The sequence below is a fragment of the Actinomadura rayongensis genome (assembly GCF_009831215.1).
Taxonomy (GTDB): Bacteria; Actinomycetota; Actinomycetes; order Streptosporangiales; family Streptosporangiaceae; genus Spirillospora; species Spirillospora rayongensis.
In genome coordinates, this window is record NZ_WUTW01000012.1 from 44,432 (window position 1) to 69,825 (window position 25,394).

22 protein-coding genes are annotated in these 25,394 nt (G+C 75.4%); 16 read left to right on the forward strand and 6 right to left on the reverse strand.

Annotated features, from left to right (window positions below; all coding sequences use genetic code 11):
- The first annotated feature begins 29 nt into the window (after positions 1 to 29).
- The 9 genes from GQ466_RS30150 to GQ466_RS33030 all read left to right on the forward strand — a co-directional run bounded on the left by GQ466_RS30150 (position 30) and on the right by GQ466_RS33030 (position 9,710).
- Entirely contained in the window at positions 30 to 1,319 is a 1,290-nt protein-coding gene (locus tag GQ466_RS30150) for a glycosyltransferase (RefSeq protein ID WP_161106482.1), read from the forward strand.
- A gap of 73 nt (positions 1,320 to 1,392) precedes the next feature.
- Positions 1,393 to 2,418 (forward strand): ROK family protein, encoded by a 1,026-nt coding sequence (locus GQ466_RS30155; RefSeq protein ID WP_161106483.1) that lies wholly within the window; start codon positions 1,393 to 1,395, stop codon positions 2,416 to 2,418.
- On the forward strand, positions 2,415 to 3,506 hold the full coding sequence (locus tag GQ466_RS30160) for a zinc-dependent alcohol dehydrogenase (RefSeq protein WP_161106484.1): 1,092 nt from the start codon (positions 2,415 to 2,417) through the stop codon (positions 3,504 to 3,506). The genes GQ466_RS30155 and GQ466_RS30160 overlap by 4 nt, the downstream gene beginning before the upstream one ends.
- Entirely contained in the window at positions 3,503 to 4,237 is a 735-nt protein-coding gene (locus GQ466_RS30165) for an SDR family NAD(P)-dependent oxidoreductase (RefSeq protein WP_161106485.1), read from the forward strand. Before GQ466_RS30160 ends, GQ466_RS30165 begins: the two co-directional genes overlap by 4 nt.
- Complete coding sequence (locus GQ466_RS30170) at positions 4,234 to 5,022, forward strand: TIM barrel protein (protein WP_161106486.1); 789 nt, start codon at positions 4,234 to 4,236, stop codon at positions 5,020 to 5,022. Before GQ466_RS30165 ends, GQ466_RS30170 begins: the two co-directional genes overlap by 4 nt.
- Positions 5,019 to 5,687 (forward strand): HAD-IA family hydrolase, encoded by a 669-nt coding sequence (locus tag GQ466_RS30175; RefSeq protein WP_161106487.1) that lies wholly within the window; start codon positions 5,019 to 5,021, stop codon positions 5,685 to 5,687. The genes GQ466_RS30170 and GQ466_RS30175 overlap by 4 nt, the downstream gene beginning before the upstream one ends.
- Before the next feature lie 27 nt (positions 5,688 to 5,714).
- The gene (locus GQ466_RS30180; RefSeq protein WP_161106488.1) at positions 5,715 to 6,878 is read left to right on the forward strand and encodes an iron-containing alcohol dehydrogenase; all 1,164 of its coding nucleotides are present in this window, start codon (positions 5,715 to 5,717) and stop codon (positions 6,876 to 6,878) included.
- Between the two features lie 82 nt (positions 6,879 to 6,960).
- On the forward strand, positions 6,961 to 8,061 hold the full coding sequence (locus tag GQ466_RS30185) for an amidohydrolase family protein (RefSeq protein WP_161106489.1): 1,101 nt from the start codon (positions 6,961 to 6,963) through the stop codon (positions 8,059 to 8,061).
- Positions 8,058 to 9,710 (forward strand): SUKH-3 domain-containing protein, encoded by a 1,653-nt coding sequence (locus GQ466_RS33030; protein ID WP_161106490.1) that lies wholly within the window; start codon positions 8,058 to 8,060, stop codon positions 9,708 to 9,710. Before GQ466_RS30185 ends, GQ466_RS33030 begins: the two co-directional genes overlap by 4 nt.
- A gap of 59 nt (positions 9,711 to 9,769) precedes the next feature.
- Here GQ466_RS33030 and GQ466_RS30195 read toward each other — a convergent pair whose 3' ends face one another.
- Both GQ466_RS30195 and GQ466_RS30200 read right to left on the reverse strand, forming a co-directional pair.
- Positions 9,770 to 10,357, reverse strand: a complete 588-nt coding sequence (locus GQ466_RS30195; RefSeq protein WP_202421331.1) for a dihydrofolate reductase family protein — start codon at positions 10,355 to 10,357, stop codon at positions 9,770 to 9,772.
- Positions 10,354 to 10,944: a dihydrofolate reductase family protein gene (locus GQ466_RS30200; protein ID WP_237418517.1), complete on the reverse strand. Its 591-nt coding sequence runs from the start codon at positions 10,942 to 10,944 to the stop codon at positions 10,354 to 10,356. The genes GQ466_RS30195 and GQ466_RS30200 overlap by 4 nt, the downstream gene beginning before the upstream one ends.
- A 71-nt stretch (positions 10,945 to 11,015) precedes the next feature.
- On the opposite strand from GQ466_RS30200, the gene GQ466_RS32530 reads away from it, so the two are divergent.
- Positions 11,016 to 13,790, forward strand: coding sequence for an ATP-binding protein (locus GQ466_RS32530; RefSeq protein ID WP_161106492.1), 2,775 nt, complete (start codon positions 11,016 to 11,018; stop codon positions 13,788 to 13,790).
- Here GQ466_RS32530 and GQ466_RS30210 read toward each other — a convergent pair.
- Positions 13,780 to 14,730, reverse strand: coding sequence for an SDR family NAD(P)-dependent oxidoreductase (locus tag GQ466_RS30210; protein WP_161106493.1), 951 nt, complete (start codon positions 14,728 to 14,730; stop codon positions 13,780 to 13,782). The two genes, GQ466_RS32530 and GQ466_RS30210, sit on opposite strands and share 11 nt — an antisense overlap.
- Positions 14,731 to 14,828: 98 nt before the next feature.
- Between GQ466_RS30210 and GQ466_RS30215 the strand changes: the two genes are divergently transcribed.
- The 3 genes from GQ466_RS30215 (at position 14,829) to GQ466_RS30225 (ending at position 16,885) form a co-directional block, all read left to right on the forward strand.
- Positions 14,829 to 15,386 (forward strand): TetR/AcrR family transcriptional regulator, encoded by a 558-nt coding sequence (locus GQ466_RS30215; protein WP_161106494.1) that lies wholly within the window; start codon positions 14,829 to 14,831, stop codon positions 15,384 to 15,386.
- A gap of 88 nt (positions 15,387 to 15,474) precedes the next feature.
- Complete coding sequence (locus tag GQ466_RS30220) at positions 15,475 to 16,428, forward strand: alpha/beta hydrolase (RefSeq protein WP_161106495.1); 954 nt, start codon at positions 15,475 to 15,477, stop codon at positions 16,426 to 16,428.
- A 217-nt stretch (positions 16,429 to 16,645) separates the two neighbouring features.
- Positions 16,646 to 16,885: an acyl carrier protein gene (locus GQ466_RS30225; RefSeq protein WP_161106496.1), complete on the forward strand. Its 240-nt coding sequence runs from the start codon at positions 16,646 to 16,648 to the stop codon at positions 16,883 to 16,885.
- Between the two features lie 3 nt (positions 16,886 to 16,888).
- Here GQ466_RS30225 and GQ466_RS30230 read toward each other — a convergent pair whose 3' ends face one another.
- Positions 16,889 to 18,460: a (2,3-dihydroxybenzoyl)adenylate synthase gene (locus GQ466_RS30230; protein WP_161106497.1), complete on the reverse strand. Its 1,572-nt coding sequence runs from the start codon at positions 18,458 to 18,460 to the stop codon at positions 16,889 to 16,891.
- A gap of 223 nt (positions 18,461 to 18,683) precedes the next feature.
- Between GQ466_RS30230 and GQ466_RS30235 the strand changes: the two genes are divergently transcribed.
- Positions 18,684 to 19,931 carry a wax ester/triacylglycerol synthase domain-containing protein gene (locus GQ466_RS30235; RefSeq protein WP_161106498.1) on the forward strand — a complete coding sequence of 416 codons (1,248 nt, stop codon included), beginning with the start codon at positions 18,684 to 18,686 and terminating at the stop codon, positions 19,929 to 19,931.
- Between the two features lie 31 nt (positions 19,932 to 19,962).
- Positions 19,963 to 21,489: an MFS transporter gene (locus tag GQ466_RS30240; RefSeq protein WP_161106499.1), complete on the forward strand. Its 1,527-nt coding sequence runs from the start codon at positions 19,963 to 19,965 to the stop codon at positions 21,487 to 21,489.
- On the opposite strand, the gene GQ466_RS30245 is transcribed toward GQ466_RS30240, so the two are convergent.
- On the reverse strand, positions 21,452 to 22,633 hold the full coding sequence (locus GQ466_RS30245; protein ID WP_161106500.1) for a cytochrome P450: 1,182 nt from the start codon (positions 22,631 to 22,633) through the stop codon (positions 21,452 to 21,454). The two genes, GQ466_RS30240 and GQ466_RS30245, sit on opposite strands and share 38 nt — an antisense overlap.
- Positions 22,634 to 22,671: 38 nt before the next feature.
- Entirely contained in the window at positions 22,672 to 23,643 is a 972-nt protein-coding gene (locus tag GQ466_RS30250) for a terpene synthase family protein (RefSeq protein WP_161106501.1), read from the reverse strand.
- A gap of 303 nt (positions 23,644 to 23,946) precedes the next feature.
- Here GQ466_RS30250 and GQ466_RS30255 point away from each other — a divergent pair, with 303 nt between their 5' ends.
- Positions 23,947 to 25,257: a salicylate synthase gene (locus tag GQ466_RS30255; RefSeq protein WP_337193682.1), complete on the forward strand. Its 1,311-nt coding sequence runs from the start codon at positions 23,947 to 23,949 to the stop codon at positions 25,255 to 25,257.
- The last annotated feature ends 137 nt before the right edge of the window (positions 25,258 to 25,394 follow it).

Below are 25,394 nucleotides of genomic sequence, written 5' to 3' on the forward strand. Positions count from 1 at the left end.
GTGGCCGTTCGCTGCGGAAGGCGCGCCCGATGACAGATCCGTTCTGGGTGATCGAGCCGGCGGACCGCCGGCCCCGGCTGGTGCACGTCAACGCCACGGCCACGGGCGGCGGCGTCGCCGAACTGCTGTCGGGGCTCGTCCCCGCCCAGCGCGCGCGGGGCGCGAACGCCGCGTGGGCCGTGACCGGCGGGAACGCCGAGTTCTTCGCCGTCACGAAGTACCTGTACCGGCTGCTGCACGGGCAGGTCCCCGCCGCGCCGCTGGACGACCCGGAGTACCTCACCGTCTACCGCGCGGTGCTCGCCGAGCAGGCGCCCTGGTTCCTCGCCGAGATCGGCCCCGGGGACGTCGCCGTCCTGCACGACACCCAGACGATCGGGCTCGCCCCGGCGCTGCGGGCGGCCGGGGCGCGGGTGGTGTGGCACTGCCACGTCGGCGCCGAGATCCCGCCCGAGCGCGGGCCGGGCGCGGTGTGGCGGGCGCTGGCCGGCGAGCTGGCCGCCGTCGACGCGGTCGTGACCACGCTGCCGCAGTTCGCGCCGCCGGGCATTCCGGACGAGCGCCGGTTCGTCGCGGCGCCCGCCATCGACCCGGACGCGCCGAAGAACCGGGAGCTGGCGCCGGGCGAGGGCGCCGCGCTGCTGGCCGAGGCCGGGCTCACCGCCGACCGCACGTCCCCGCGCGCGACGGTCGTGCAGGACGCGCCGCTCCCCCCGGACGCGCGCGTGGTCGTCCAGGTGTCGCGGTGGGATCCGCTGAAGGACATGGTCGGGGTCGTGCGGTGCTTCACGGGGCTGCCGCCGGACGTCCATCTCGTCCTGGCGGGCACCGATCCGTCCGAGGTGTCCGACGATCCCGAGGGGCGCGCCGTCCTCGCCGAGGTGACCCGCGTCCGCGCGGAGCTGCCGCCCGCCGAGCGCGCCCGCGTCCATCTGGTGAGCCTGTCGATGCGCCCGCCGGAGTGGAGCGCGCTGGTCGTCAACGCGCTGCAGCGCCGGGCCGACGTGGTCGTCCAGAAAAGCCTGGAAGAAGGGTTCGGCCTCACCGTCACCGAGGCGATGGTCAAGGGCCGCGCGGTCGTCGCGTCGGCGGTCGGCGGCATCCGGCTCCAGATCGCCGACGGGGAGAACGGCGTCCTCGTCGATCCGGCCGACACCGCCGGGGTGCGCCGCGCGCTGGCCCGGCTGCTGGACGATCCCGCGTTGCGGCGGCGGCTCGGCGAGCGCGCGCGGCGAAGCGCGACCGCCCGGTACACGATGCGGCGGCTGGCCGACGACTACGCCCGCGTCGCCGCTCCCGACGCGGCCCCGGCGTCTTGACGGGTCCGGTCAATCCGTGTGACTCTGCTGATCGGGCCGGTCCCCGCCGGACGGCCGGCCGCCGAGGACCCCCATGCCTGAGCGCACGATCACGGTCATCGACGTCGGCGGCACCCATGTGCGCTGGGCGGGCTGGTCCCCCGGGCGCGGGCTCGGCGCCGTGCGCCGGGTGCCGTCCCCGAGCCGCGCGAACCGTCCGGACGCCGACGTCGGCGCGCTGCGCGACGAGCTGGTCCGGCTGCTCGGCGACGCGGTCCCGGCGGGCGGCGCGGCGGGCGTCTCGTTCGGCGCGGCCCTCGACCACCGGACCGGGACGGTCTACGCCTCCGCCCCGCTGTGGGGCGCCCACGCCGAGCCGTTCGACCTGCGCGCGGCGCTGGCGGCGGCCCGACCGGACGTCGCCTGGACGGTCGTCAACGACGTCACGGCCGCGCTGCTGCACCTGGCGGGCGCCACCCGGGGCCGCCGCAAGATCATGCTGGTGACCGTCAGCACCGGGATCGCGTGCCGGACGATCGACCGCCGCACCGGGACGATCCCGGTGGACGGCTGCGGGCTGCAGGGCGAGATCGGGCACCTGCCCGCGGCCACGGCGCTCGGCGGCGCGCCGGTGGACCTCGACTGCGCCTGCGGGCGACCCGGCCACGTCGCGGCGTTCGCGTCCGGGCCGGGGATCCGGCGGCTCGCCGGCGTCCTGCGCGACCGGCGCGGCGCGGCCTGGGACGCGGCGCCGCTCGGCGTCCGGACCGCGCGCGGCGAGCCGTTCGAGACGGCGCTCGCGGCGGCGCTGGACGACGGCGATTTGCTGGCCGCCGAGCTGCTGGCCGCCGCGACCGGGCCGCTCGCCGACGTCGTCCGCACCGCGCTCTGCCTGGACCCCGACCTCGACCTCGTCGCGTTCACCGGCGGCGTCGCGGCGGGCCTCGGCGACCACTACCGCCGCGCCCTGCTCGGCCATCTGCGCCGCGAGGGCCTGTACCTGACCGGCGAGCGCGACCCCGCCTGGACGCTCGACCGGATCCGGGTCTGCGCGCCGGGCGAGGCGGACGGGCTCGTCGGCGCCGGGCTCGCGGCGCTCGGCGGGACGGAGGCGCGATGAGCGTCCACCGGGCGATCGTGCGGAGCGGCGGCGGGGTGTCGGTCGTCCTGCGGCCGACGCCGTCCCCCGGACCGGGCGAGCTGACCGTCGCGCCCCTGTACGCGGGGCTGTGCGGGACGGACCTGCAGATGCTGCGCGGCCTGCGCGACGACCCGGCGCCGGTGATCGGGCACGAGGGCGTCGGCCGGGTGGCGGCCGTCGGCCCGGACGTCCCGGACGCGTTCGCGCCCGGCACGCTCGTCACCGTCAACCCGACGCATCCGCGCGATCCGGGCTTCCTGCTGGGCCACAACGTGGACGGCCTGCTCCAGGAGCGCACGCTGCTGCCCGCGTCGGCGGTGGCGGGCGGCATGGTCGTGCCGCTGCCGGAGTCCACGGACGTCACGCTCGGCGCGCTGCTCGAACCGCTCGCGGTCGCCCGGTACGCGCTGGCGGAGCTGCGGGCGTTCGCGCCGCGCACGCTGCTCGTCGTCGGGGACGGCGTCGTCGGGCACCTGGCCGTCCGCGCGGCGCGGCCGGTGCTCGGCGCGGACGTGCGCGTGGTGCTCGTCCACCGCACCGAGACGGGCCGGGTGTTCAGCCGCCGGAGCCCGCACCCGGCGGACGTGCTGCTCCTCGCCGGTGAGCGGGCGCCGCTGCCCGGGCCGGTCGCGGCGCTGATCGTCACGCCCCGGGACGCGACCGTCGCGGCGCTGGAGGCCGTGCTCGCGGCGGCCGGGCCGGACGTCGTCGTGGACCTCGTCGGCGGCCTGCCGCCCGGCGCGGCCACCCCGCTCCTGCCGGGCGTGGACCTCGCGGCGGCGCGGGCGGCGAACTGCGGCGGGCTGCCGTCCCCGGCCCGCGTCACGGCGACCGCACGGGGCCGGCTGTTCGGCCATCGCGGCGTGTCCGGCGGGCAGCTGCGCGCCGCCGCCGCCGAGCTGGCCCGCGACCCCGCCCGCTACCGCGACCTGATCACGCACCGGACCGGCCTGGACGGCGCCGCGCGGGTGATGCGGCGGCTCGCGCGCACGCGCGACCGCACCGTCGACGGCCGCCGCCTCGTCAAGCTGTCGGTCCGGATCGCCGCGACGGAGGGAGACCCATGACCGACCTGACCGGCCGCCGGATGCTCGTCGTCGGCGGCTCCACGGGCATCGGCCGGGGCGTCGCCGACGCCTGGGCCGCCGCGGGCGCCGACGTCGTCGTGTGCAGCCGGGGCGAACCGGCCCGCGCCGCGCCGCTGCGGTGGGAGCCGCTGGATCTCATCGGCGCCGACGCGGTCGACCGGCTGACCGCGCTCGGCGCCGGGCCGCTGGACGCGGTGTGCTTCGCGGCCGTCCGGTACGGCGCCCGGCGCGCGCCGTTCGGTGCGGTGCCCGAGGACGAGTGGCTCGGCCAGCTCGACGTCAACGTGACCGGGCTCCGGCGGACGCTGGCGGCCACCCTCCCGGCGCTGCGGGCCGCGCGGCCGGGGCTGTTCGTCGGCGTGTCGTCGGAAGTGGCGTTCAACCCCGGGCCCGGACGGTCCGGGTACGCGGCGACCAAGGCGGCGGCCCGGGCGCTGCTGGACGCGGTGGCGCAGGAGGAGGATCCGGCGGACGTCCGGATCGTCCAGATCCTCCCGGCCGGGATGGTCGACACGCCGGGCATCCGCCGCCGTCGGCCGCCCGGTTTCGACTACGGCTCGTACATGCGGCCGTCCGCGTTCGCCCCGCTCGCCCTGCACCTGGCCGCGACCGCCGGGCACCACGGCGAGAGCCTGGTCGTGGACGGCGACGGAACCTGGTGGTCGGTCCACGACCGCGCGCCCGTCTCGCAGAGCGGGCCGGTCCGGTGAACTGCGCGGTCGGGCTGGCCGAGTGGCGGCTGCCCGCGTCCGGCGCGGCCTCGGTCCGCGCGGCGGCCGAGGCCGGGGCGGACGGCGTGCAGCTCGACCTCGGCGGTCCGGGACGCGGCCCGTGGCTCGACGCGCCCGGCCGGACGGACGCGGTGCGCGCGGCGGCGGACGCGACGGGCGTGCGGCTGCTGGCCGTCGCGGGCAACCATCTCAACGACGTCGGCCTCACGTCCGCCGCCGCCCGGCCCGTGCTGGTGCGGCTGCTCGACACGGCCGTCGCGCTCGGCGTGCCGCTGGCGTTCGTTCCGAGCTTCCGGCGCAGCGCGATCGACGGCCCGGACGCGTTCGCCGCCACCGCCGCGACGCTGCGCTGGGCGGCGGCTGAGGCCGAGGCGCGCGGCCTGCTGCTCGGGAGCGAGAACGTCCTGCCGTGCGGGAAGGCCAGGGAACTGGCGCGGCGCGTCGCGTCGCCGGCGTTCCGGCTCGTGCTGGACTGCTACAACCCGGTCAAGGCCGGCCTGCGTCCGGACTGCCTCGCGGCGTGCTGCGGGGACCTGCTCGCCGACCAGGTCCACCTCAAGGACGGGCCGCCCGACACCGGCGCGTCGCCCCCGCTCGGCACCGGCACGGCCGGGCTGGACGCGACGCTCGGCGCGCTGCGCCGCGTCCCGGTGCGCGCGCTCGTGCTGGAGAACGACTACCGCGACGGCGACCGCGCGCGGCTCGCGGCGGACCTCGCCTGGGCACGGCGGCACGCCCCGACGCTTTCAGGGACACCACGATGAGACGAACCCCCGCCGTCGTCGCCGCGACGGCCCTGCTGCTCGACATGGACGGCACGCTGCTGGACTCCACCGCCGTCGTGGAGCGCACCTGGCGCGACTTCGCCCGCCGCCACGGGCTGGACGCGGCGGCGATCCTCGCGGTGTCGCACGGCCGCCCCACGGCCGAGACCGTCGCCGAGTTCGCGCCGCCGGGCGCCGACGTCGCCGCCGAGACCGCGCGCATCACCGCCGCCGAGGTGCGCGAGACCGACGGGATCGTCCCCGTGCCGGGCGCGCCCGACCTGCTCGCCGCGCTGCCGCCGGACCGCTGGGCGCTCGTGACGTCCGCCGACCGCGCGCTCGCGCTCGCCCGGATGCGCGCGGCCGGGCTCCCGCTGCCGTCCGTCGTGGTCACCGCCGACGACGTCGCCGCAGGGAAGCCCAGCCCGGAGGGGTTCCGCACGGCCGCGCGGCGGCTCGGCGTCGCGCCCGCGTCCGCGCTGGCCTTCGAGGACTCCCCCGCCGGGCTGCTGGCCGCGCACGCCGCCGTGGCCGCGACCGTGCTGGTCGGCCCCGGCCCGCTGCCGGACGGCGTGCGAGCCGAGCGCGTCCGGGACCTGCGGGACGTCCGCGTCACCGCCGGCGGCCCGTCCGGAGGGCTGCGCGTGCGGCTGACCCCGTCCTGACCGCCGGCGAGCCGAAGGGGTGCCGCTGTGAACGCCAACGCAGAACGTCCGGGGTCGTGGCGCGTCCGCGCGCAGCAGCTCGTCAGCTACGAGGTGCGGATCCGCGAGCACGTCTTCCGGCCCGACCGCGCCGACGTGCTGGAGATCGGATCGGGCCGGCGCCGCTTCGTCGTCGTCGACCACGCCGTCGACCTGCTGCACGGCGCCGGGATCCGCGCGTACTTCGACCACCACGGCGTCGAGTCCACGGTCCTGACCGTCCGGGCGGACGAGTCGGCGAAGGACTTCGGCACCGCCGCGCGCATCGTGGAGGCGCTGGACGCGTTCGGCCTCGCCCGCCGCCGCGAACCGCTGATCGTCGTCGGCGGCGGCGTCCTGACCGACATCGTGGGGCTGGTCGCGAGCCTGTACCGGCGCGGGACGCCGTTCGTCCGCGTCCCGACCACGCTCGTCGGGCTCGTGGACGCGGGCGTCGGCGCGAAGACGGGGGTGAACTTCAACGGCCACAAGAACCGCCTCGGAACCTATGCGCCCGCCGCGCTGACGCTGCTCGACCGCTTCTTCCTGGCGACGCTGGCCCGGCGGCACGTCAGCAACGGCATCGCCGAGATCCTGAAACTCGCGCTGATCAAGGACGCGCGGCTGTTCGACCTCCTGGAACAGCACGGCCGCCGCCTGCTGGACGAGAAGTTCCAGGGCGTCACCCCCGCGGGCGACCGCGCCGCCGTCGCGGTGCTCCACGCCGCCACCGAAGGGATGCTGGAGGAGCTGGAACCGAATCTCTGGGAGACCGAGCTGGAGCGCAGCGTCGACTACGGCCACACGTTCAGCCCGACGATCGAGATGCGGGCGCTCCCGTCCCTGCTGCACGGCGAGGCCGTCTGCGTGGACATGGCGTTGACCACCGTCGTGGCCCACCACCGCGGCTTGTTGACCGAGCACCAGCGCGACCGGGTGTTCGCGGTGATGTCCGCGCTGGAGCTGCCGACCTGGCATCCCCTCTTAGAGCCGGACATCCTGGCGGGCGCCCTTCAGGACACCGTCCGCCACCGCGACGGGCAGCAGCGCGTCCCCCTGCCGGTCGGGATCGGGGACGTCACCTTCGTCAACGACATCACGCAGGCAGAGCTGGAAGCGGCGACGGCCGTCCAACGCACCCTGGCGCCCTCTCCCCCGCTCCCCTTCCCCTGAGCGCGGCGCGGTCCCGGGGCGGCGCGGCGCGCGGCGGTTTGGCATCCTGGCGGACGCCCGTATCGCCTGCCCGACGAGAGCCATGAACCCGAACCAGCTCGCGGAACGCCTGCCCGCTTCGATCGTCGACCCGCACGTCCACCAGTGGGATCCGCTGACGACCGTGCGCGCGGGCTCGGGGCGGGCGCGGCTGCTGCGCCGCGTTCCCCGGGTGCCGCGCGGGCTGCGCCGGGTCATTCCGCAGGCAGACCGGGAGTTCGTCGGCGACCCGCACCACGTGCTCAAGCCCTATCTGCCCGGTACGTACGCGCGGGATCTCGGGGGGCTGCCGGTCGGCGCGGTCGTCCACATCGAGGCGGCCTGGCCCGCGCGGGACCACCTGGGGACCGTGGCGGAGACGCGCTGGGTGTCCGGGCTGCCGTTCGGGCGGGACGGGGCGCCCCGGCTCGGCGGCGTCGTCGTCCACGTCGATCCGCGCCGGGACGACGTGGGCGCCGTGCTCGACGCGCACCGCGCGGTCACCGGGCTCGTGCGCGGGGTGCGGTTCAGCGCGGCGCACCACCCGGACCCGGGGGTCCGCGACTTCTCCGACGTTCCGGCCGTCTACACCGAACCGGCGTTCCTGGACGGGTTCGCGGCCCTCGCCGAGCGGGGGCTGAGCTTCGAGCTGTGGTGCTATGCGCACCAGTTGCCGGACGCTCTCGGGCTCGTCGAGCGGTATCCCGAGACCACGTTCGTGCTCGACCACTACGCCACGCCGGTCGGGTTCCTCGGCCCGCGCGGACGGCACACCGGGCGTTTCGCCCATCAGCGGCGCGAGCAGTTCGCGGTCTGGCGGGACGACCTCGCCGCGCTCGCCGCGCGTCCCAACGTCGTCGCCAAGCACTCCGGGCTCGGGATGCCGCTGCTGGGCGGCGAGCGGGCCGTGCCGCTCGCCCTGCACGACGTCCGCGGGCCGCGCGCCGCGTTCGTGGACGCGGTCGCGCCGCTCGTCCGGCACCTGCACGACTGCTTCGGGCCGGAGCGGACGATGTGGGCCTCCAACTTCCCCATCGACAAGCCGGGGCTGACCCTTCCGGCCACGCTCGGCGTCGTGCTGGAAGTCCTCGGCGCGGACGCGTCCGTCGACGCGCTCACGCGCGAGGTCGCCCGCCGCACCTACCGTTTGGACGATCTGCCGTGAGCCGTGCGGTCTTCTTCCGGCGCGCCCTTCTCGCCGGGCTCGGGTCGGTCGCGCTGACCGTTCTGGCCGCCTGGATCGTAGAGGGAACAGCGTTCCGTTTCCTCGGGTACCCGGTCGCGGTCGCGGCGGCGGCCTGGTGCGGGCCGGTGGCCGCGTACCGGCTCGCGCGGGACGCTCGCGCGTTCTGGTTCTTCGCGGCGCTGCTCCTGCCCGTCGCGGGGGTCGTGCTGACGTTCCTGGCGGTGTCGGACGAGATCGTCCGGTCCGACCTCAAGGCGGGACGGACGGTCGCCTGCACCTACCTCGACCATCAGCGCGCGGCCAAGGGGCGCCGCGCGGCGAGCCGGCTGTCGTGCGCCGGACGTCCCGCCGTCGTGCGCGGGACGCGCGAGTACCCGCCGGGACGAGAAGTTCCGGTCCGGTTCGGCGCGAGCGGCCGGGTCGCCCCGCGGTTCGCCGACGGGTTCCGCGCCGACGCCCGTCCGCTGCGCGGGCTCGGCGGGATCGGGCTGCTCCTGGTGCTCGGCGTACCGCTCGTGTCGGCGGGGCTGGCCGCGCGGCGCCTGAGCCGTCCCGACGTCGCCGCGGCCCTGCGGGACCTGCGGCGGATCGCCGCCGACGTCGACCGGAGCGCCGCGCGCCTCGGCCTCGCGCCCGGCGACCTCGGCGCGGCGGCGGCGCGCTGGCGGCACGCGCCGCTGGTCACGGCCGGACGGCTCGGCACGTCCCGCGTCCTGATCTGCCGCACCGGCGAGTTCCGGGGCCGCCCGGTGATCGTCGCGGTGCGGCACGAGCCGCTGGATTCGGCGCGGCGCCCCGTCCGCGCCCGGTGCCTGCTCGTCACGGCCGTGCGGCTGGACGTGCCCGCCGACGCCGCCGCTGCCGTCGCGGGCGGCGACCCGGCACTGGCACCGGACTTCGCGGCCGGACGGGACGTCCCCGCGCCCGGCGCCTGGACGCTGCGCGCGAACAACGTGCCGCTCGCCGCGCGCCTCGCCGAGGCCCTGCCGCCCGAGCCGTTCGCCTGGCGCACCGACGACGTGGACGTCGTCCGCCTCGACCGCGTGGACCAGGACGACCCGGTGGCCGAGGACGCCGTCGAACAACGGCTGGAATCCCTGCACCGGATCGCGGCGGAGTTCGAGCGGCTGACCGTCCTCGGTTTCGGCGACCGCCCCTACACCCCGGCCTGGCCGCCGGACAGCCCGGTCCGCGAGCGCTTCCCGTCCGACGTCGTCGCCGAACTGAAAGCGGCGGGCTGGGAGCCCGGCCGCCGCTCCGCCGCCGACCTGCCCGACGCCCCCGACGCCGTCCGCGCGTTCGTCGGCGAGTTCGGCGGGCTCACCGTCCCGACGCGCGGCACCGGCCCGCTGCGGCGCGTCGGATTCACTTTGGACCCGGAGGCCGTCCCGGACGGCGAAGCGTGCGACGCGCTCGCCGCCCGGATCGGCCGCGCCGTCTACCCGCTCGGCGTCATGGCCGACGACTCCCACCTCCTCGCCATCGACTCGTCGGCCCGCGTGTTCGGCCTCGGCCGCGCCCACGACGTCCTGCTCGGCCACCTCCCGGACGAGGCCGTCATCAAGCTCGTCCGGGGCATCCTCACCCCCGCGATCGGCGGCCGGACGGGCTCCTACCGCGCGGACTAGAGCCGGGGGTTCTGGCGGGGACGTCGCTGGAACGGCCCCGCCAGGCCGCCCGTCCGCGGCTAGGTCCCGACCGCGTACTGGAGGACGACGTTGCCCGAGCCCGGGAACGTCCGGTTCGCCAGCAGCCGGAGCCCGGTCTGCGGGTCCCGGTCGAACAAGGTCGTCCCGCCGCCGAGCGCGACCGGCCCGACCATGACGTGCAGCTCGTCCACCAGCCCGGCGCGCAGCAGATCGTTCCAGAGCACGTTGCTGCCGAACACGAGGATGTCGCGGCCGTCCTCCTTCTTCAGCGCCGCGATCCGGGCGTGGGCCTCGGCCCGGGGGACGATCAGGGCGTCGTCCCACGGCGCCGTCCGCCCGGCGGCGAGCGAGTCGGAGACGACCACCTTCTCGATCGCGTCGTCCAGCCGCGCGATCTCCCGCTGGTCGGCGGTGGCCTCGGGGTGCCCGGCCATCGACGGCCAGAACCCGCGGAACAGGTCGAAGGTGGCGCGGCCGAGCAGCAGCGTGTCCGCCGTGCGCAGGCGTTCCGCGCAGTACCCGTCGAAGCTGTGGTCGGCGGGCATCGCCATGAAGTTCCTGCCCGGCCCCTCGACCCGCCCGTCCAGGGACGTCAGGGCGACGACGATCAGCTTGCGCACGATCATCCGGCGTTCCGCGAGTAGAGCAGGCACAGGGCGCCGCTGTCGGTGCGGGCGGTGTCGGTCAGCGTCCAGGACGAGCGGTCGAGGTCGTCGGCGAAGAACGGCCGCGCCCCGCCGCCGACCAGTTCCGGGCACAGCGTGACACTGAGCCGGTCGATCTCGCCCGCCGCCAAGAGCTGCTGGATGACGCTCGTGCTGGCGAGGACGACGATGTCCCCGCCCTCCTGCGCGCGCAGTTCCTTGACGGTCGCGGCCGGGTCGGCGGCGGCGAGCCGCGCGTTGCGCCAGTCCACGCGGTCGAGCGTGGTGGAGAAGACGACCTTCTCCACGCCGTCGAGCCAGCGGGCGAACGCGCGGTCGCGCTCGTCGGCGTTCTCGTCCCCGGCCACCGACGGCCAGAAGCCGGAGAAGCCCTGGTAGTTCTTGCGGCCGAGCAGCGCCGTCGTCGCGCCGCCCGTCACGCGGACCATGTGGTCACGCGCCGCCGCGCTGACGGCGTGCGGGACGATCCAGCTCATGTCGTATTCGCCGCCCGGTCCGGCGACGCGGCCGTCGAGCGAGAGGGAGATGTTGGCGATCACGTTTCTCATGGGTCCGAGCATGTCCGGGCGGGTGGCAGGCTGTCGTCGTCAGACCTGGTGACTTCCCGCCCGGAGTTCGGATGACCTCTGTCGTCAGTCCCGTCGTGGTCGGCCGCGAGGCCGAGACCGCCGCGCTGCGGGACGCGCACGCCCGCGCGGCGGACCGGCGGCCGGTCACCGTGCTCGTCGCGGGCGAGGCGGGCATCGGCAAGACGCGGCTGGTGACCGGCGTGGTCCGGGCGCTGCCCGGCGACCCGCTCGTGCTGACGGGCGGTTGCCTCGAACTCGGCGCCCAGGGCGCGCCCTATGTCCCGTTCGTCGCGATCCTGCGCGCGCTGGTGCGGCGGCTCGGCCGGGACGCGGTGGCGGCGCTGCTGCCGCCGTCGGGCTCGGTGTTCGGCGACTGGCTGCCCGAACTCGGTCCGGCGCCCGTTCGTTACCCGCGCATCCGGTTGCTGGAGGAGATGCTGGCGCTGGTGACGCGCGTGTCCGAGACACGGCCGGTCGTCCTGGTCGTCGAAGACCTGCACTGGGCCGACGCGTCCAGCCGCGAGCTGTTCGCGTACCTGTCCCGCAACCTCGTGGAATGCGCCGTGCTGCTCGTCGGGACCGTCCGGACGGGCGAGCACCCGAACCGCCAGCTCCTGGCCGAGCTGGCGCGCGGCGGCGACGTGGTGCGGCTGCGGCTCGGCCCGCTGGAGCACCGGCACGTGGCCGACATGCTCGCCGCGATCGACGGCCGCCGCCCCGGCCGCGCCCGCGCCGCCCGGATCCACGCGCGCAGCGGCGGGAACCCGCTGTTCGTGGAGGCGCTCGGCACGGCGGGCGAGACCCCCGCCGAAGACCTGCGGACGCTGCTGCTCGACCGCGTCACCGACCTGCCGGGACCGGCGCGGGACACGCTCGCCGTCCTCGCCGTCGCCGGGGCGGGCCTGGACGAGGCCACGCTGCGCGCGGTCGGCGGCGCCGAACCCGCGCTGGACGACCTCGCCGCGCGCGATCTGGTGACCGTCCGGGACGACCGGTTCGCCGTCCGGCACGACCTGATCCGCGAGGCCGTCCACGCGTCGCTGCGCCCGGCGCGCCGCCGCGAGCTGCACGCCCGCTACGCCGCCACGCTCCCCGGCGGCACGACGGCGGCGGCCGAGCACTGGCTGGCCGGGGGCGAGCCGGGACGCGGCCTGCCCGCCGCGTGGGAGGCCGCCGGGCGCGCGGCCCGCCAGAACGCCTACGACGAGCAGTTCCACCTGCTCGAACTGATCCTCGGCCGGTGGATCGACGGCGCGCTGGACGTCCCGCGCGCCGACGTCCTGGAGGCGGCGGCGACGGCCGCGTACGCCGCCGGACGGTCCGCCGCCGGAGTCGCCCACGCCACCGCCGCGCTGGAGCACACCACCGACCCGGAGCGGACGGCGACGCTCCTCGGCCTGCGCGGACGCCTCCAGAACCGCATCGACGGCACCGGCCGCGCCGACCTGGAGCGCGCGCTGAGGCTTTTGCCGCCCGGCGCGGCGCGCAGTGAGCTGCTGTCGGCGCTGGCGTTCATCGGCGTCGGCGCGCTCCGCAACAAGGAGAGCCGGGACCACGCGACCGAGGCGCTGGAGCTGGCCGGATCCGACGACGGCCTGCGCGCCCCCGCCCTGCTCGTCCTGGCCGCGCTCGACGGCATCGACGGCGAGCACGAGCGCGCGGCCCGCCGCTTCGCCGCGGCGCGGAGCGCGGCCGAGGCGGCGGGCGACGAGCACACGTTCCTCACCACCTTCCAGTGGGAGGCGGGCGATCTCATCGCGGCGGGCCGGTACGCGGACGCCGCCGACCTCGCGCACGCCGGGCAGCGCGCGGCGCGGCGGCTCGGCCGGGTCCGCGCGCGGGGCGGGATGCTCGCCGTCACGCGGGCGGTGCCGCTGCGCGCCCTCGGCCGGTGGGACGAGGCCCTGGACGTCGTCGCCGACGCGCTGGACGAGGCCCCGCCGCCCCTCTACGCCGCGTTCATGCGGCTGGTCGCGGCCGACATCGCGCGCTGCCGGGGCGAGACCGACCGCTGCGAGGAGCTGTTCCGGCAGCTCACCGAGTTCGCCCGGAACGCGCGCGGGGCGGAGGAGGCGAAGGCGGACCTGGCCGTCCAGCTCGTCGCGTGGACGTTCGACCGGGGCGACCTCGACGCCGCCGACCGCATGCTCGGCGAGCACCTGGCCGCCGACCCGTCCGCCGCGTGGCCCGCCGCGGACGTGCTGCGCCTCGCCGTCCTCGGCGCCCGGATCCAGCGCGCCCGCCGCGCCGCCGCGCCCCGCGACCGGACGGTCGCCGCCCGGCTCGCGCAGCTCGCCGACCGCGTCGCGTCCGTCCGCGCCGACACCCCCGCGCTCGCCGCGCACCGGCTCACGTTCCTGGCCGAGGCCGGTCCGGGCCCGCTGCCCGCGTGGGACGCCGCCGCCGCGGCCTGGCGCGCCCTCGGCGACCGCTTCGCGACCGCGACCGTGCTCACCGGCGCGGCGGGCGTCGCGCTGGCGTCCAACAACCGGCCGGGCGCGACGTCCCGGCTGCGCGAGGCCCGGGCGATCGCGGCCGAGCTGGGCGCGGCGCCGCTGCTGGCCCGCATCGACGAGCTGGCCGCGCGCGGGCGCCTCACGCCCGCCGCTCCCCCGCCCCGCAACGACTTCGGGCTGACGCGCCGCGAGCTGGAGGTGCTGCGCGTCCTCGCCAAGGGCCGCTCCAACGCCGAGATCGCGGCCGAGCTGTTCATCACGTCCAACACGACGGCGACGCACGTGGCCCGGATCCTCGGCAAGCTCGGTGTCGCGACCCGCACCGAGGCGGCGGCCCGCGCCCACGAGACGGGCCTGCTCACTCCGTGACCCGCGCGCCGAGCAGGGCGAGCGAATCCCGCCACAGCCGGGCCGCGCGCGCCGGGTCCAGCGCGTACCCGGCGACGCCGCGGCGGACGCCCTCCCGGTGCGGCCCGGCCTCGGCGCAGTCCTCGAAGTAGCGGCCCGTCACCCCGTCCGCCAGCGGCGACCCGGCGAGCAGGACGGACGTGGCGGCGCCCTGCTCGACGGTCTTCCACGACACGTCCGTGCTGCGCGGGCCGAACGACGCCGGCGCGGCGGACACGTCCCCGATGTGGCGGGACAGGTTCGTCGCGGTGATCCGGCCGGGGTTCAGCGCGTTCACGGCGATCCCGTCGCCGGCCCAGCGCCGGGCGGCCTCGACGGCGAACAGCACGTTGGCGGTCTTGGACCGTCCGTACGCCGACCACGGGTCGTACGGGCCGTGTTCGTACGCCAGGTCGTCGAAGTCCACGTCGGCGTTGAGGTGGCCCACCGAACTGACGACGACCACGCGGGCGTCCCCGGCCGCCGCGAGCGCCGGGTGCAGGCCGGTGGCCAGCGCGAAGTGGCCGAGGTGGTTGGTGGCGAACTGCAGCTCCCAGCCCTCGGGCGTCCGGGTCTCCGGCGGGGCCATGACCCCGGCGTTGCACACGAGGACGTGCAGCGGGCCGTCCCACGCGGCGACGAACGCGGCCACCGACGCGCGGTCGGCGAGGTCGAGCGGGGCCACGCGCGGACGGGTCCCGGTGGACGCGGCGATCTCGGCGGCGGCGCGGTCCCCGGCGGCGGGGTCGCGGACGGCGAGCGTCACCTCGGCGCCCGCGCCGGCGAGCGCGCGGGCGGTCTCGGCGCCGAGCCCGGACGAGCCGCCGGTGACGACCGCCCGCCGGCCGCGCAGATCGACGCCTTCGAGTACTTCGGCGGCGGTCGTGGTCGCGTCGAACGGGGTGGTGACCAGGTCTTCCATCGTCGTGCTCCAATCACGGTAGAGTAAGCGGAGTCGGCTCCGCATGATGGAAGCGTAAGCGGACTCGGCTCCGTTTACAAGCCCGGAAGGAGGGCGCGATGCCCCCGGCACGGCCGCTGCGCGCCGACGCGCGGCAGAACGAGTCGCGGCTGCTGGAGGTCGCCGCGCGCGCGTTCGCCCGCGAGGGCCCGGGCGCGTCGCTGAAGGCCATCGCCCAGGAGGCCGGAGTCGGCATCGGCACGCTCTACCGCCGGTTCCCGAGCCGCGAGACGCTCATCGAGGCGGTCTACCGGACCGAGGTCGACCGGCTGTGCGCGACGGCGCCCGCCCTGCTCGACCGGCGGGAGCCCCTGGACGCGCTGCGGGAGTGGATGGAGCGGTTCGTGGACTTCATGGCCGCCAAGCAGGCGATGGGCGACGCGCTGCGGGCCGTCCTGACGTCCGAGGACGACCGCATGCGCACCCGCGGCCTGCTCCGCGACGCGCTCGCGGTCCTGCTGCGGGCCGGCGCCGAGCGCGGCACGGTCCGCGACGGGGTGGACGCCCACGACCTGCTGCTCGTCCTCGGCGGGATCGCGCTGATCGCCGAGGGCCCCGACCGGAGCGACGTCGCGCTGCGGCTTCTCGGGCTGGTGATCGACGGGGTCCGCGCCTGACCGGAACGTCGTTCGGTGCGGGTTTCGGCGGCGCGGATTCGTCCTCGGCTGCATAACCCCGGCGTCCGGCGTGTGGCAAAGTGCCCGCATGGATCCAGTGGTGGAGTTCGTCCCGGGCCGCAGCGGCCGGGCGAAGAGGTTCGAGCGCTTCCTGCGGCTGGCGATCAAGCCCTGGCTGTTCGGCATGCCGCTGACGCCGAGCACCCTGCGCCTGGCGGGCGTGTTCGAGCTGGGCGCGCCGCTGGTCATGCGCACGCCGCGCGGGACGGAGATCGAGCGCGTCGAGTTCGACGGCTTCCACGGCGAATGGATCCGGCCCGCGAACGCCGACCCGTCCCGCGTCCTGCTGTACTTCCACGGCGGCGGGTTCTTCTTCTGCGGCCTGAAGACCCACCGCCGCATGATCGCCAAGATCGCCGAGGCGGCGGGCGTCACCGCGTTCTCGGTGGCCTACCGGCAGCTCCCGCGGGCGCCGCTGACCACGTCGACGGCCGACGCGCAGCACGCCTACGAGTGGCTGCTGGCCCAGGGCTTCGCGGGCGAGCACATCGCGCTCGGCGGCGACTCGGCGGGCGGCTTCCTGGCCCTCAACACGGCCCTGACCGCGGCGGAGCAGGGACGTCCCGTGCCCGCCGCGATCGCCGCGCTGGCCCCGCTGGTCACCCTCGACCACGTGGAGCGGGCCGCGTTCCCGTACACGCGCAAGGACGCCTACATCCCCGTCCACCGGCTGGAACGGCTCAAGCGCCTGCTCCTGTCCGACGGCGACGTCACCGCCCCCGCCGACCGGGACCTGCGCCCGCTGCCGCCGATGCTGGTCGTAACGGGATCGCACGAGGCCCTGCGCTACGACACCGACCTACTCGCCCAGCGCCTGGCGGACGCCGGCGTGCCGCACAAGGTCGAGATCTTCGAGAAGCAGATCCACGTGTTCCCGGCGTTCTCCGGCGTCATCCCCGAGGCGGACCGGGCGATCGGCGACATCGCGTCGTTCGTCCGGACCCACCTGGCGCCGAGCGCCGTCGGCAGCACCGCCGCCTGACGCTCAGCCCCGGCACACCGACGTCGCGAGCTGGACGAACGACCTGATCAGCGGGCTCGCGTCGGCTGCCTCTGCGCCGAGCACGCGGGGGTGACGACGGGGTGCCCCCAGGGACACTGATCCCGCACGCTCCGTCACGCTTCGTGATCGCCGCACCGGTTATGAACCGGCGGCGGGTCGTCCGTCCCGCCGTGGTTCGTCACGACAAGGAGCACCGATGGGCGAGAACCGGGCGTGGGCGGCGATGGTCGCCGAGGACGCCGGGATCGATCGGACGCAACTGCGACCGCAGGACACGTTCGAGCATCTCGGCCTGGATTCGCTCGCCCTGCTCCGGCTGCGCGTCCGGCTCGAGGAGGACTTCGGGGTCTGGCTGGACGAGACCGAGTTCAACGCCACGACGACCGTCGCGGAGCTGGAGCACCTGATGTCGGCCCGGGAGGCGGCGCGCGGCTGACGGCTACCGGGCGGCCAGAGCGTTCTTGTCGACCTTGCCGACGCCGGTCAGCGGGAACGCGGCGACGGTCTCGACCCGGTCCGGGAACTTGAAGGCGGCCACGCCGCGTCCACGCAGGAACTCCTTGACCGCCGCGAGCGGGAGCGGCGGCGCTCCGTCCCGCAGGACCACGAAAGCGCAGGTCCGCTCGCCGAGCACCGGGTCGGGCAGGCCGACGACGGCGGCGTCACGGACGGCCGGGTGCGCGAGCAGGTGGCCTTCCAGCTCGGCGGCGGCGAACTTCTCGCCGCCCCGGTTGATCTGCTCCTTCGTGCGGCCTTCCACCACGAGGTGCCCGGACGGGAGCCGCCGCACGAGGTCGCCGGTGCGGAAGAAGCCGTCCCGGGTGAAGGCGCGGGCGTTGTGTTCCGGCGCTCGGTAGTAGCCGCGCAGCGTGTACGGGCCCCGGGTCAGCAGTTCGCCGACCGCGCCGGGCGGGACCGGCGCGCCGTCGGGACCGACGACGCTGATCTCGTCGGCCGGTGACAGCGGGCGGCCCTGCGTGCGCTCGACCAGGTGCGGCGGGTCGTCCGGCCGGGTGAAGTTCAGCAGGCCCTCGGCCATGCCGAACACCTGCTGGAGCGCGCAGCCGAGCGCGCGCGGCACCGTCGCGGCGTGCTCGGGGGCGAGCCGGGCGCCGCCGACCTGAAGGAGCCGCAGGGACGCGAGGTCGTGCCGCGTCCGCGCCGCCGCGCGCGCCCACAGCAGCGCGGCGGGCGGGACGAGCGCACTGACCGTCACCCGCTCCCGCTCGATCAGCGGGAACGTCGCGGCGGGCGACGTCGTCGGCGCCATCACCACCGTGCCGCCCCGGTGCAGCGCGCCGAGGATCCCCGGGCACGCCAGCGCGAAATTGTGCGCCGCCGGAATGGCCGCGAGATAGACGGTATCCGGGCCGAATCCGCATACGTCCGCGCTCGCGCGAACGTTGTAGACATAGTCGCGGTGCGTTCGCGGGATCAGTTTCGGGGAGCCGGTGGTGCCGCCGGACAGGAGCAGGACGGCCACGTCGCCCGGTTCCGGACGTTCCGGCACGGCGTCCGCGCGGCCCGCCGCCTCGACGTCGGCGAGCGCGGTGAATTCCCCGGCGTCACCGTCCACGACGACGTGGTCCACCGGAAGGGAGCGGGCCAGCCGCCGGACGTCGAAATCCGCCTCGGCCTCGCCCACGACATAGGCACGCGCATCGGTCAGCTCGCGCAGCGCGCCGACCTCGTCGGCGCGGTGCGCGGGCAGCGCCAGGACGGGGACGATCCCGCTCCGCACGAGCGCCAGGAACACCACCGCGAACCCGGCGGTGTTGGGCAGCTGGACGATCACCCGGTCGCCCCGCCGCAGGCCCAGCCGGGTGAAGCCGTCCGCGGCCCGCCGGACGCGCAGGTCCAGGTCCGCGTAGGTCAGCCGGACGTCCCCCGCGACCAGCGCGGTCCGGTCCGGCGCGCCGCGCGGCACGTCGCCCAGCAGGTCCCGTCCCCAGTAGCCCGCCGCCTCGTAGCGGGCCGCGAACTCCGGCGGCCAGGGCGTGAAACCGTCCATGTTCGCGGCGCCTCCCAGGCCGATAAACCCCCAGCATGACGCATCGGGACCCTTTCTTCGAGCGCGATTCATGACGCGATATCCGCATTTCCCACACAGCGCGCCCCGATTCTTACTCGGCCGCCCGATGAATATGCCGACGCGGCCACACTCACGCGGAACACGGCATGTCCCCGACCCGGCGGGAGTTTCATGAGGGGCCGAATTCCGTAAGGAGCCGCAGGTGCCGTTTCTCCGTCCCGCGCCGCCGCCGGGGACCGTCCCGTTCACCGCGATCGACCGGGTCGCCGGGGACGTCGCCGCGCGGGCGCGGGCGACCCCGGCGGCGTGCGTGATCCTGACCGTCGACGGCCCCGCCCCGGCCCTGTCCGACCTGTGCGCCCACATCGCCGACCGGATCGACCACGCGCCCGTCCTGCGGTACCGGCCCGACGTGCAAAGGCGACGCTGGGTGCGGACGGAGCCGTTCGACGTCGGCCCGCAGCTGCGCGAGCGGGAGCTGAAACCCGGCGCCGACGTCCAGGCCGCCGCGCTGGACCTGCCGCCCTTCCGCGCCGGACGGCCGCTGTGGGACCTGACCCTGCTGCACGGCCACGCCCCCGGCGAGTACGCCCTGTGCTACCGCTCGCACACGATGTTCCAGGACGGGACGGCCGTCGTCGGCACGGTGGAGGCGCTGTTCGGCCGCAGGCGCCTCCCCGAGCCGCCGCCGAACCCCGGCCGCACCGGCCCGCGCGCCGTCCCGCTCCCGCCCCTGCGCCGCCCCGCGCACCGCCGCCGCACCCCGTGGTCGCTGCCCGCGCGGACGCCCACCGGACGTTTCGCCATGCACGCCATCGAACTGGACACCGGGCGGTTGCTCACCGTCGCGCGCGCCGCCCGGACGACCGTCAACCAGGTCTGCCTGGCCTCGCTGACCGGCGCGCTGCGCGCCTGGACGCCGCCCGACCGCGCCGACCACCGCGCGGCGCTGCCCGTCCAGGTTCCGCTGAACCTGTGGCCGCCCGAACGCAGCGGCGCCCTCGGCCATCACCTCGGCCTGCTGCGCGTGGACCTGCCGTGCGGCGCCCCGTCGCCGCGCGAGCACCTGCGGCAGGTCGTCGACCAGACGAGCGAACGCCGCACCGCCCTGCACCGCGCGCTCGCGCGGGCGCTGGCACCGTCCATGCCGTACACGCTGCTGCGGACGGTCGTCGCCCAGTGCGAACGCGCGGGCGTCGTCGGCCAGTTCGTCACGACGCTGCGCGTGGCGTCCGGGCTCACCGTCGACGGAGCGCCGGTGCGCGCGGTGGCGATCGCGCCCGCGCCGGTGCCGCTCGTCCGCCTGGCCGTCGCGATCGTCTTCTACGGCCCACGGGTGACGGCGGTCGCGTCGGTCGACACCGCCCTCGCCGGATCGGCCGGCGGCCCCGAGCGGCTGGGCGTCCTGTGGCACGCGGCGCTGGCCGAACTGTGCGCCCTCCACTCGTGACCGCCACGACCCCGGGAAGAGAGCCGCGCCCATGAGCGTGCAGAGCATCGCGGAACCGGCGCACGCGGGCCTGGCCCGGCGCTGGGCGACGACCGCCGTCGCGTGCTCGGGACTGCTGCTGATCGGCATCGACGGCACCGTCCTCAACGTCGCGATCCCGGCGATGCAGCGGGCCCTGCACCCGTCCACGGCCGAGGTCCAGTGGACGGTCGACGCCTTCGCGGTCGTCATGGCCGGGACGGTCCTGGCCGCCGGGAGCCTCGGCGACCGCGTCGGACGGCGCCGCGTCTTCATCACCGGCCTGCTGCTGTGCGCGGCGGCCTCGGCGGCGGGCGGCGCCGCGACGTCCCCCGGGCAGATGATCGGCTCGCGGGTCGTGCAGGGCGCCGGCTGCGCGCTGATGATGCCCGCGACGCTGTCGATCATCATCGACGTGTTCCCCGAGCCGCACCTGCGGCGCCGGGGCATCGCGGTCTGGGCGGCCGTCGCGGGCGTCGGCGGCCTGCTCGGGCCGGTCGCGGGCGGCTGGCTGGTCGACCACGCGTCCTGGCGCGCCGCGTTCTGGAGCAGCATGCCCGTCGCGCTGCTCGCGGCGGGCCTGGCGGCGTGGCTGGTGCCCGAGTCGCGCGACGCCGACGCGTCCCCGCTGGACCATCGCGGCGCGCTGCTCTCGACGGCCGGGCTGGGCACGCTGGTCTGGGCGGTGGTCGCCGGGCCGAAGCACGGCTGGACGAGCCCGTCCGTCCTCGCCGCGTTCGCCGGCGCGGCGCTGCTGCTCACGGCGTTCGCGGTGTGGCAGGCCCGCTGCCGTGCGCCGATGCTGCCGCTGGCCTTGTTGAGCGCGCCCCGCGTCCGGCTCGGCCTGGCGATGATGGCGCTGATCTCCGCGCTGGTCTTCGGCTCGGTGCTGATCCTGAACCTCTACATGCAGGGCGTCCTGGACTACTCCGCGCTGCGCAGCGGGACGCGCACGCTCCCGGCGACGGCCGGGATGGTCGTCGGCGCCGCGCTCGCGCTGCCGCTGCTGAACAAGCTCGGACGGTTCGGCGACCGGACCGCGATCCTGGCGGGCCTCACGATCCTCGCGGCGGCGTTCGCCCTGCTCGCCACGTTCACGACCGCCGCGGACTACCGCGCGCTGGCCGTGTACCTCGTGCTGCTCGGAACCGGCGCGGGCGTGATCCTGGCGGCGGCCACCGAGATGGTGATGGCGGCGTTCCCCGGCGAGCGCGCGGGCCTCGGGTCGGCGCTCAACGACGTCACCCGCCAGGTCGGGCTGGCCCTCGGGATCGCCGTCCAGGGGTCGGCCCTGTCGGCGATCGCCGCGCGCCGCCTGCACGGCCCCGGCGACGATGTCAACGCCCTGCTGGCGGCGGCGCACGTCCCCGGCGGTCCCGGACCGGCGGCCGTGGCGGCGGCGAAGGACGCCTTCGTCCACGGCATGACGCGATGCGCGCTGGCGGGGGCCGTCCTGGTCGGCGCGGTGGCCGTCCCGGTCGCGTGGAGCACGGCCCGGACGCTCACCAGGTCACGGGAAGCGCGACGAGCCCGGCCGTGAGCCCGTGCTCGCGCAGTTTGAGCTCGCTCACCGGAACCGCGAGCCGCATGTCCGGGAAGCGCGGGACGAGCCGGGAGAACACCACGTCTAGCTCCAGCCGGGCCAGCGGCGCGCCCGGGCAGTGGCGGCGGCCGTGCCCGAAGGCCAGATGCCGGTTGACGGCCCGCGCCACGTCGAACCCGTCGGGGTCCGCGAACACGCGCCGGTCGTGGTTCGCCGCACCGGTGTCCAGGAGCACCAGGTCCCCGGCGTCGATCCGGACGCCGGCGAACTCCAGATCCGTGCGGGCGTACCGGATGACGCCGCTCGGCACGGTGATCGGCGCCCGCAGCATTTCCTCCACGGCGCCGGGGACGGCCGCGGGGTCGCGCACGAGCGTCGCCCACCGCGCCGGATCCGCCAGCAGGAACAGCGCGCCCCAGCCGATCTGCACGACCGTCGTCTCGTGCCCGCCGATGAGCAGCTTGCACAGGATCTTGACGACGTCGTCGGTGGACGCGTCGGGACGCGCGCACAGCCGGCTGATCACGTCGTCCTCGGGTTCTTTCCGCTTGCGTTCGACGAGCCACGTCCCGTACTGGTACAGCTCGGTCAGGCCCCGCAGGGACACGTCATGGTCGGCGGTGTTCGTCGCGGCTTCGGTCCAGGCGCGGAACTTGCGGTGGTCGTCGTGCGGGACGCCGAGCACCTCGCTGATGACCGCGATGGGCAGCGGAGTCGCCAGATCCCGCTGGAGATCGGCGGGCGGGCCGTGCCGCTCGATCTCGTCGAGGAGTTCCCCGGTGAGCTGGTCGATGCGCGGGCGTAACTCCTGCATGCGCCGCGCGGTGAACTGGGACTGGAAGAAGCTCCGTGTTCGCGCGTGCTCCTGCGGCTCCCGGTCGAAGTTCGTGCCGGGGGCGGTGAAGATGGCCGCGTGCCCGGCGCGCGCGGCCTTGTCCGGGTCGGGGTGGGAGCGGCCGAGGCGTTCGTCGTCCAGCAGCGCGCGGACGTGCGCGTAACCGGTGACGAGCCAGGCTTTGTCGCCCACCATCGTCCGCACGCGCCGCACCTGGTCGCCGTCCTGGAGTTCGCGCGTCAGCGGTGCCGGGCGGAGCAGGTCCGTCCGCTCCAGCGGAAGACGCGGAAGAGGCACATCGGGCATGTTCACAGTCCTTTTTCGGAGATCTCCGGGCACACGCCTCACTGAACGGGGTCGACGTACCGTTCCGCCGCCATGGACGTGTACCAGGTGTCGGTCATCACGAGCCAGAGCGCCGAATCGTCCGCGTACCGGCGCATCATCGAGTTCGGCGACTCCAGCAACGGGCCGAGGACGTCCACGGTCCGCGCGGCGGCGTCGGCGAACATCCGGCGCGCGCGGTCGAGCGCGGACGGAAGGTCGCAGCCGTGGGCGTGCATGAGCACGCCGGGCAGGCTGAACGGGACGCCCCCGACGGCGCGCTGCTCCTTGGCGAACGACGCGAGGTCGTGGTGGATCACCATCACCCGGGTCGCCGCCTTCTTGAGCCGGAGGAAGTCGTCGTAGTGGCGCGACCCCGGCGTGATCGTGACCGAGCAGAGCGGTTCGGCCAACGTCCGCGTCAGCCACATCAGGCACAGATGCCGGCGGGCCGTCAGATAGTCGTCGACGCCGGGCCAGGTCCGCGTGACGCGCTGATGCGCCGCCCAGTGCCACAGGCTCAGCAGCGAACGCACGCTGGTCAGCAGGTCCTCCTGGTGGCGCGAGGAGAAGATCACGGCGCTGCGCCGGAGGACGTCGGCGAGCGCCGCGTCGAACCCGCGGCCGTCCGGCACCCGCTCGGGCTCCTCCAGGACGGTCGTGAGCGACATCAGCAGTTGGACGAACCGGGCGAAGCCCTCGCCGTCGGCGACGTCCTCCACGACCTCGCCGACGGCGATGAACGTGAAATAGAGCTGCGCGGCCACGTCCACGATGTCCATGTCGGCCGTGGGCCAGCAGGCGGCCGTGTCCGCGCCGAGCGTCAGGTGCAGCCACTCGTCGGTGCCGGGCGTCAGGTCGTAGCGGCGGACCCAGTCGCGCAGCCGGCGCTCCGCCGCCTCCCGCATCCCCGGATCGGCCGCCGGCGGCGCGACTCCCGGCAGCAGCCCCGCCAGCGAGGGCATGGACGGACACGGCGTGGACGTGGTCATGGGACGCTCGATTCACCAGGCGAAGGAGCACGCCCGAGCGGGATCCGGGCGTGAGACGGGAGCACGTCCGAACACCTGACGGCCGGACCACTCCGAGTTCCGCCGGAACGCTTGGCGGGCGGCCGACGTGTCCAAGGACCTTACCGCCCACAGAGCGTTACGTAATCAGTCGATAACGTTCTGTCATCATGACCATTGGGGGGAGGGTTTCCTGCCGGAGCGGCCCATGGACAGCTCACGGAGAGTGACCGCACTCTTGCGGAACGGCTGCCCCAGCCGTCCCGGCCCGAAGGGAGCCACCCCGTGACCGTCCCACCGATCGAGCGCCCGGAACGCACGGAACGGGTGGTGGCGACCGGCGCGCCCCCCGTGCTGCTGATGGCGGCGCTGGCCAGGTCGGACCTGTTCGACGAGTACGTCGTCTACGAGAAGCCCGGCTTGTGGACGTTCGCAGGCGGAGCGCTGGGCGAGGTGATCCTCGAAGCCGACACGGTGCGCACGACCTGGCCGGACACGCCGCCCGACGTGCGCCCGTGGTCGGGCCGCCCGGTCGACGCCCTGCGCACGGCGTTCGAAGAATGCCCCCTGCCGGCATGGAACGCCTACGGCTGGATCGCGTTCGAGTTCGCCGTCCGGCACCCGACCGGACGCCTGGCCCACCTGCTCGTCCCGCGCGTGGAAGTCCGCGTCCACGACGGCACCGCGCACATCACGGGACGCGACCACGACGAGGTCGAACGCGCCACCGAAGCACTGCGAACGAGCACACCAGAGCCGCCCGCACCCACCAGAGTGCCGATACGCACGGACGGCGACCATTACCGGGAACGAGTCGCCGAGGCGGTGGCGGACATCCACGCGGGCCGCTACCAGAAGGTGATCCTCTCCCGAACGGTCGACGTCCCGTTCCCGGTGGACGTCGTCGCCACCTACGTACGCGGACGCAGAGCCAACACGCCGGCACGCTCGTTCCTGTCCGTCCTGGACGACCACGAGACCCTGGGCTTCAGCCCCGAAGTCCTGGCCTCCGTGACAGCAGGAGGCCGTGTACGAACCGACCCCCTGGCCGGAACCAGGGCGCTGACGAAATCGAACGAGGACCAAAACCTGCGGAACGAACTCCTCAGCGACCCGAAAGAGATCTTCGAACACGCGATCTCCGTCTACGCCGCGCAGAAGGAACTCCAGCGAATCTGCGCCCCGGGAACGGTCCGGATCGGCGACTTCATGACCGTCAAACAACGCGGCAGCGTCCAGCACCTGGGCTCCACGGTGACCGGCGCCCTGGCCCGCGACCGCACCCAATGGGACGCGCTGGCCACCCTCTTCCCGGGCGTCACGGCATCAGGCGTCCCGAAGAAAGAGGCGATCGAGGCCATCACCCGCCTGGACGAACCACGCGGCCTCTACGCGGGCGCGGCCCTCACGGTGACACACGAAGGAGCACTGGACTGCGCCCTGGTCCTGCGCGCCCTCTACCGCCGGAACGACCGGACATGGCTCCGAGCGGGCGCCGGAATCGTGGGCGCGTCGACCCCCGACAGAGAATTCGAGGAGACCTGCGAAAAACTGACGAGCATCGCCCCCCACGTAGTCGCGAAAACGACCAGATGAAAAGGAGGGGGCGTGGGGGCGGAGCCCCCACATCGGGGGTCCGGGGGTCGCCCCCCGGAAAAACACTGCGGGCCCTTGCGGAAGGTGCGCGAAGCGCACCGACCACAAGAGCCCGACTCGTGGGCGATACTGGGATT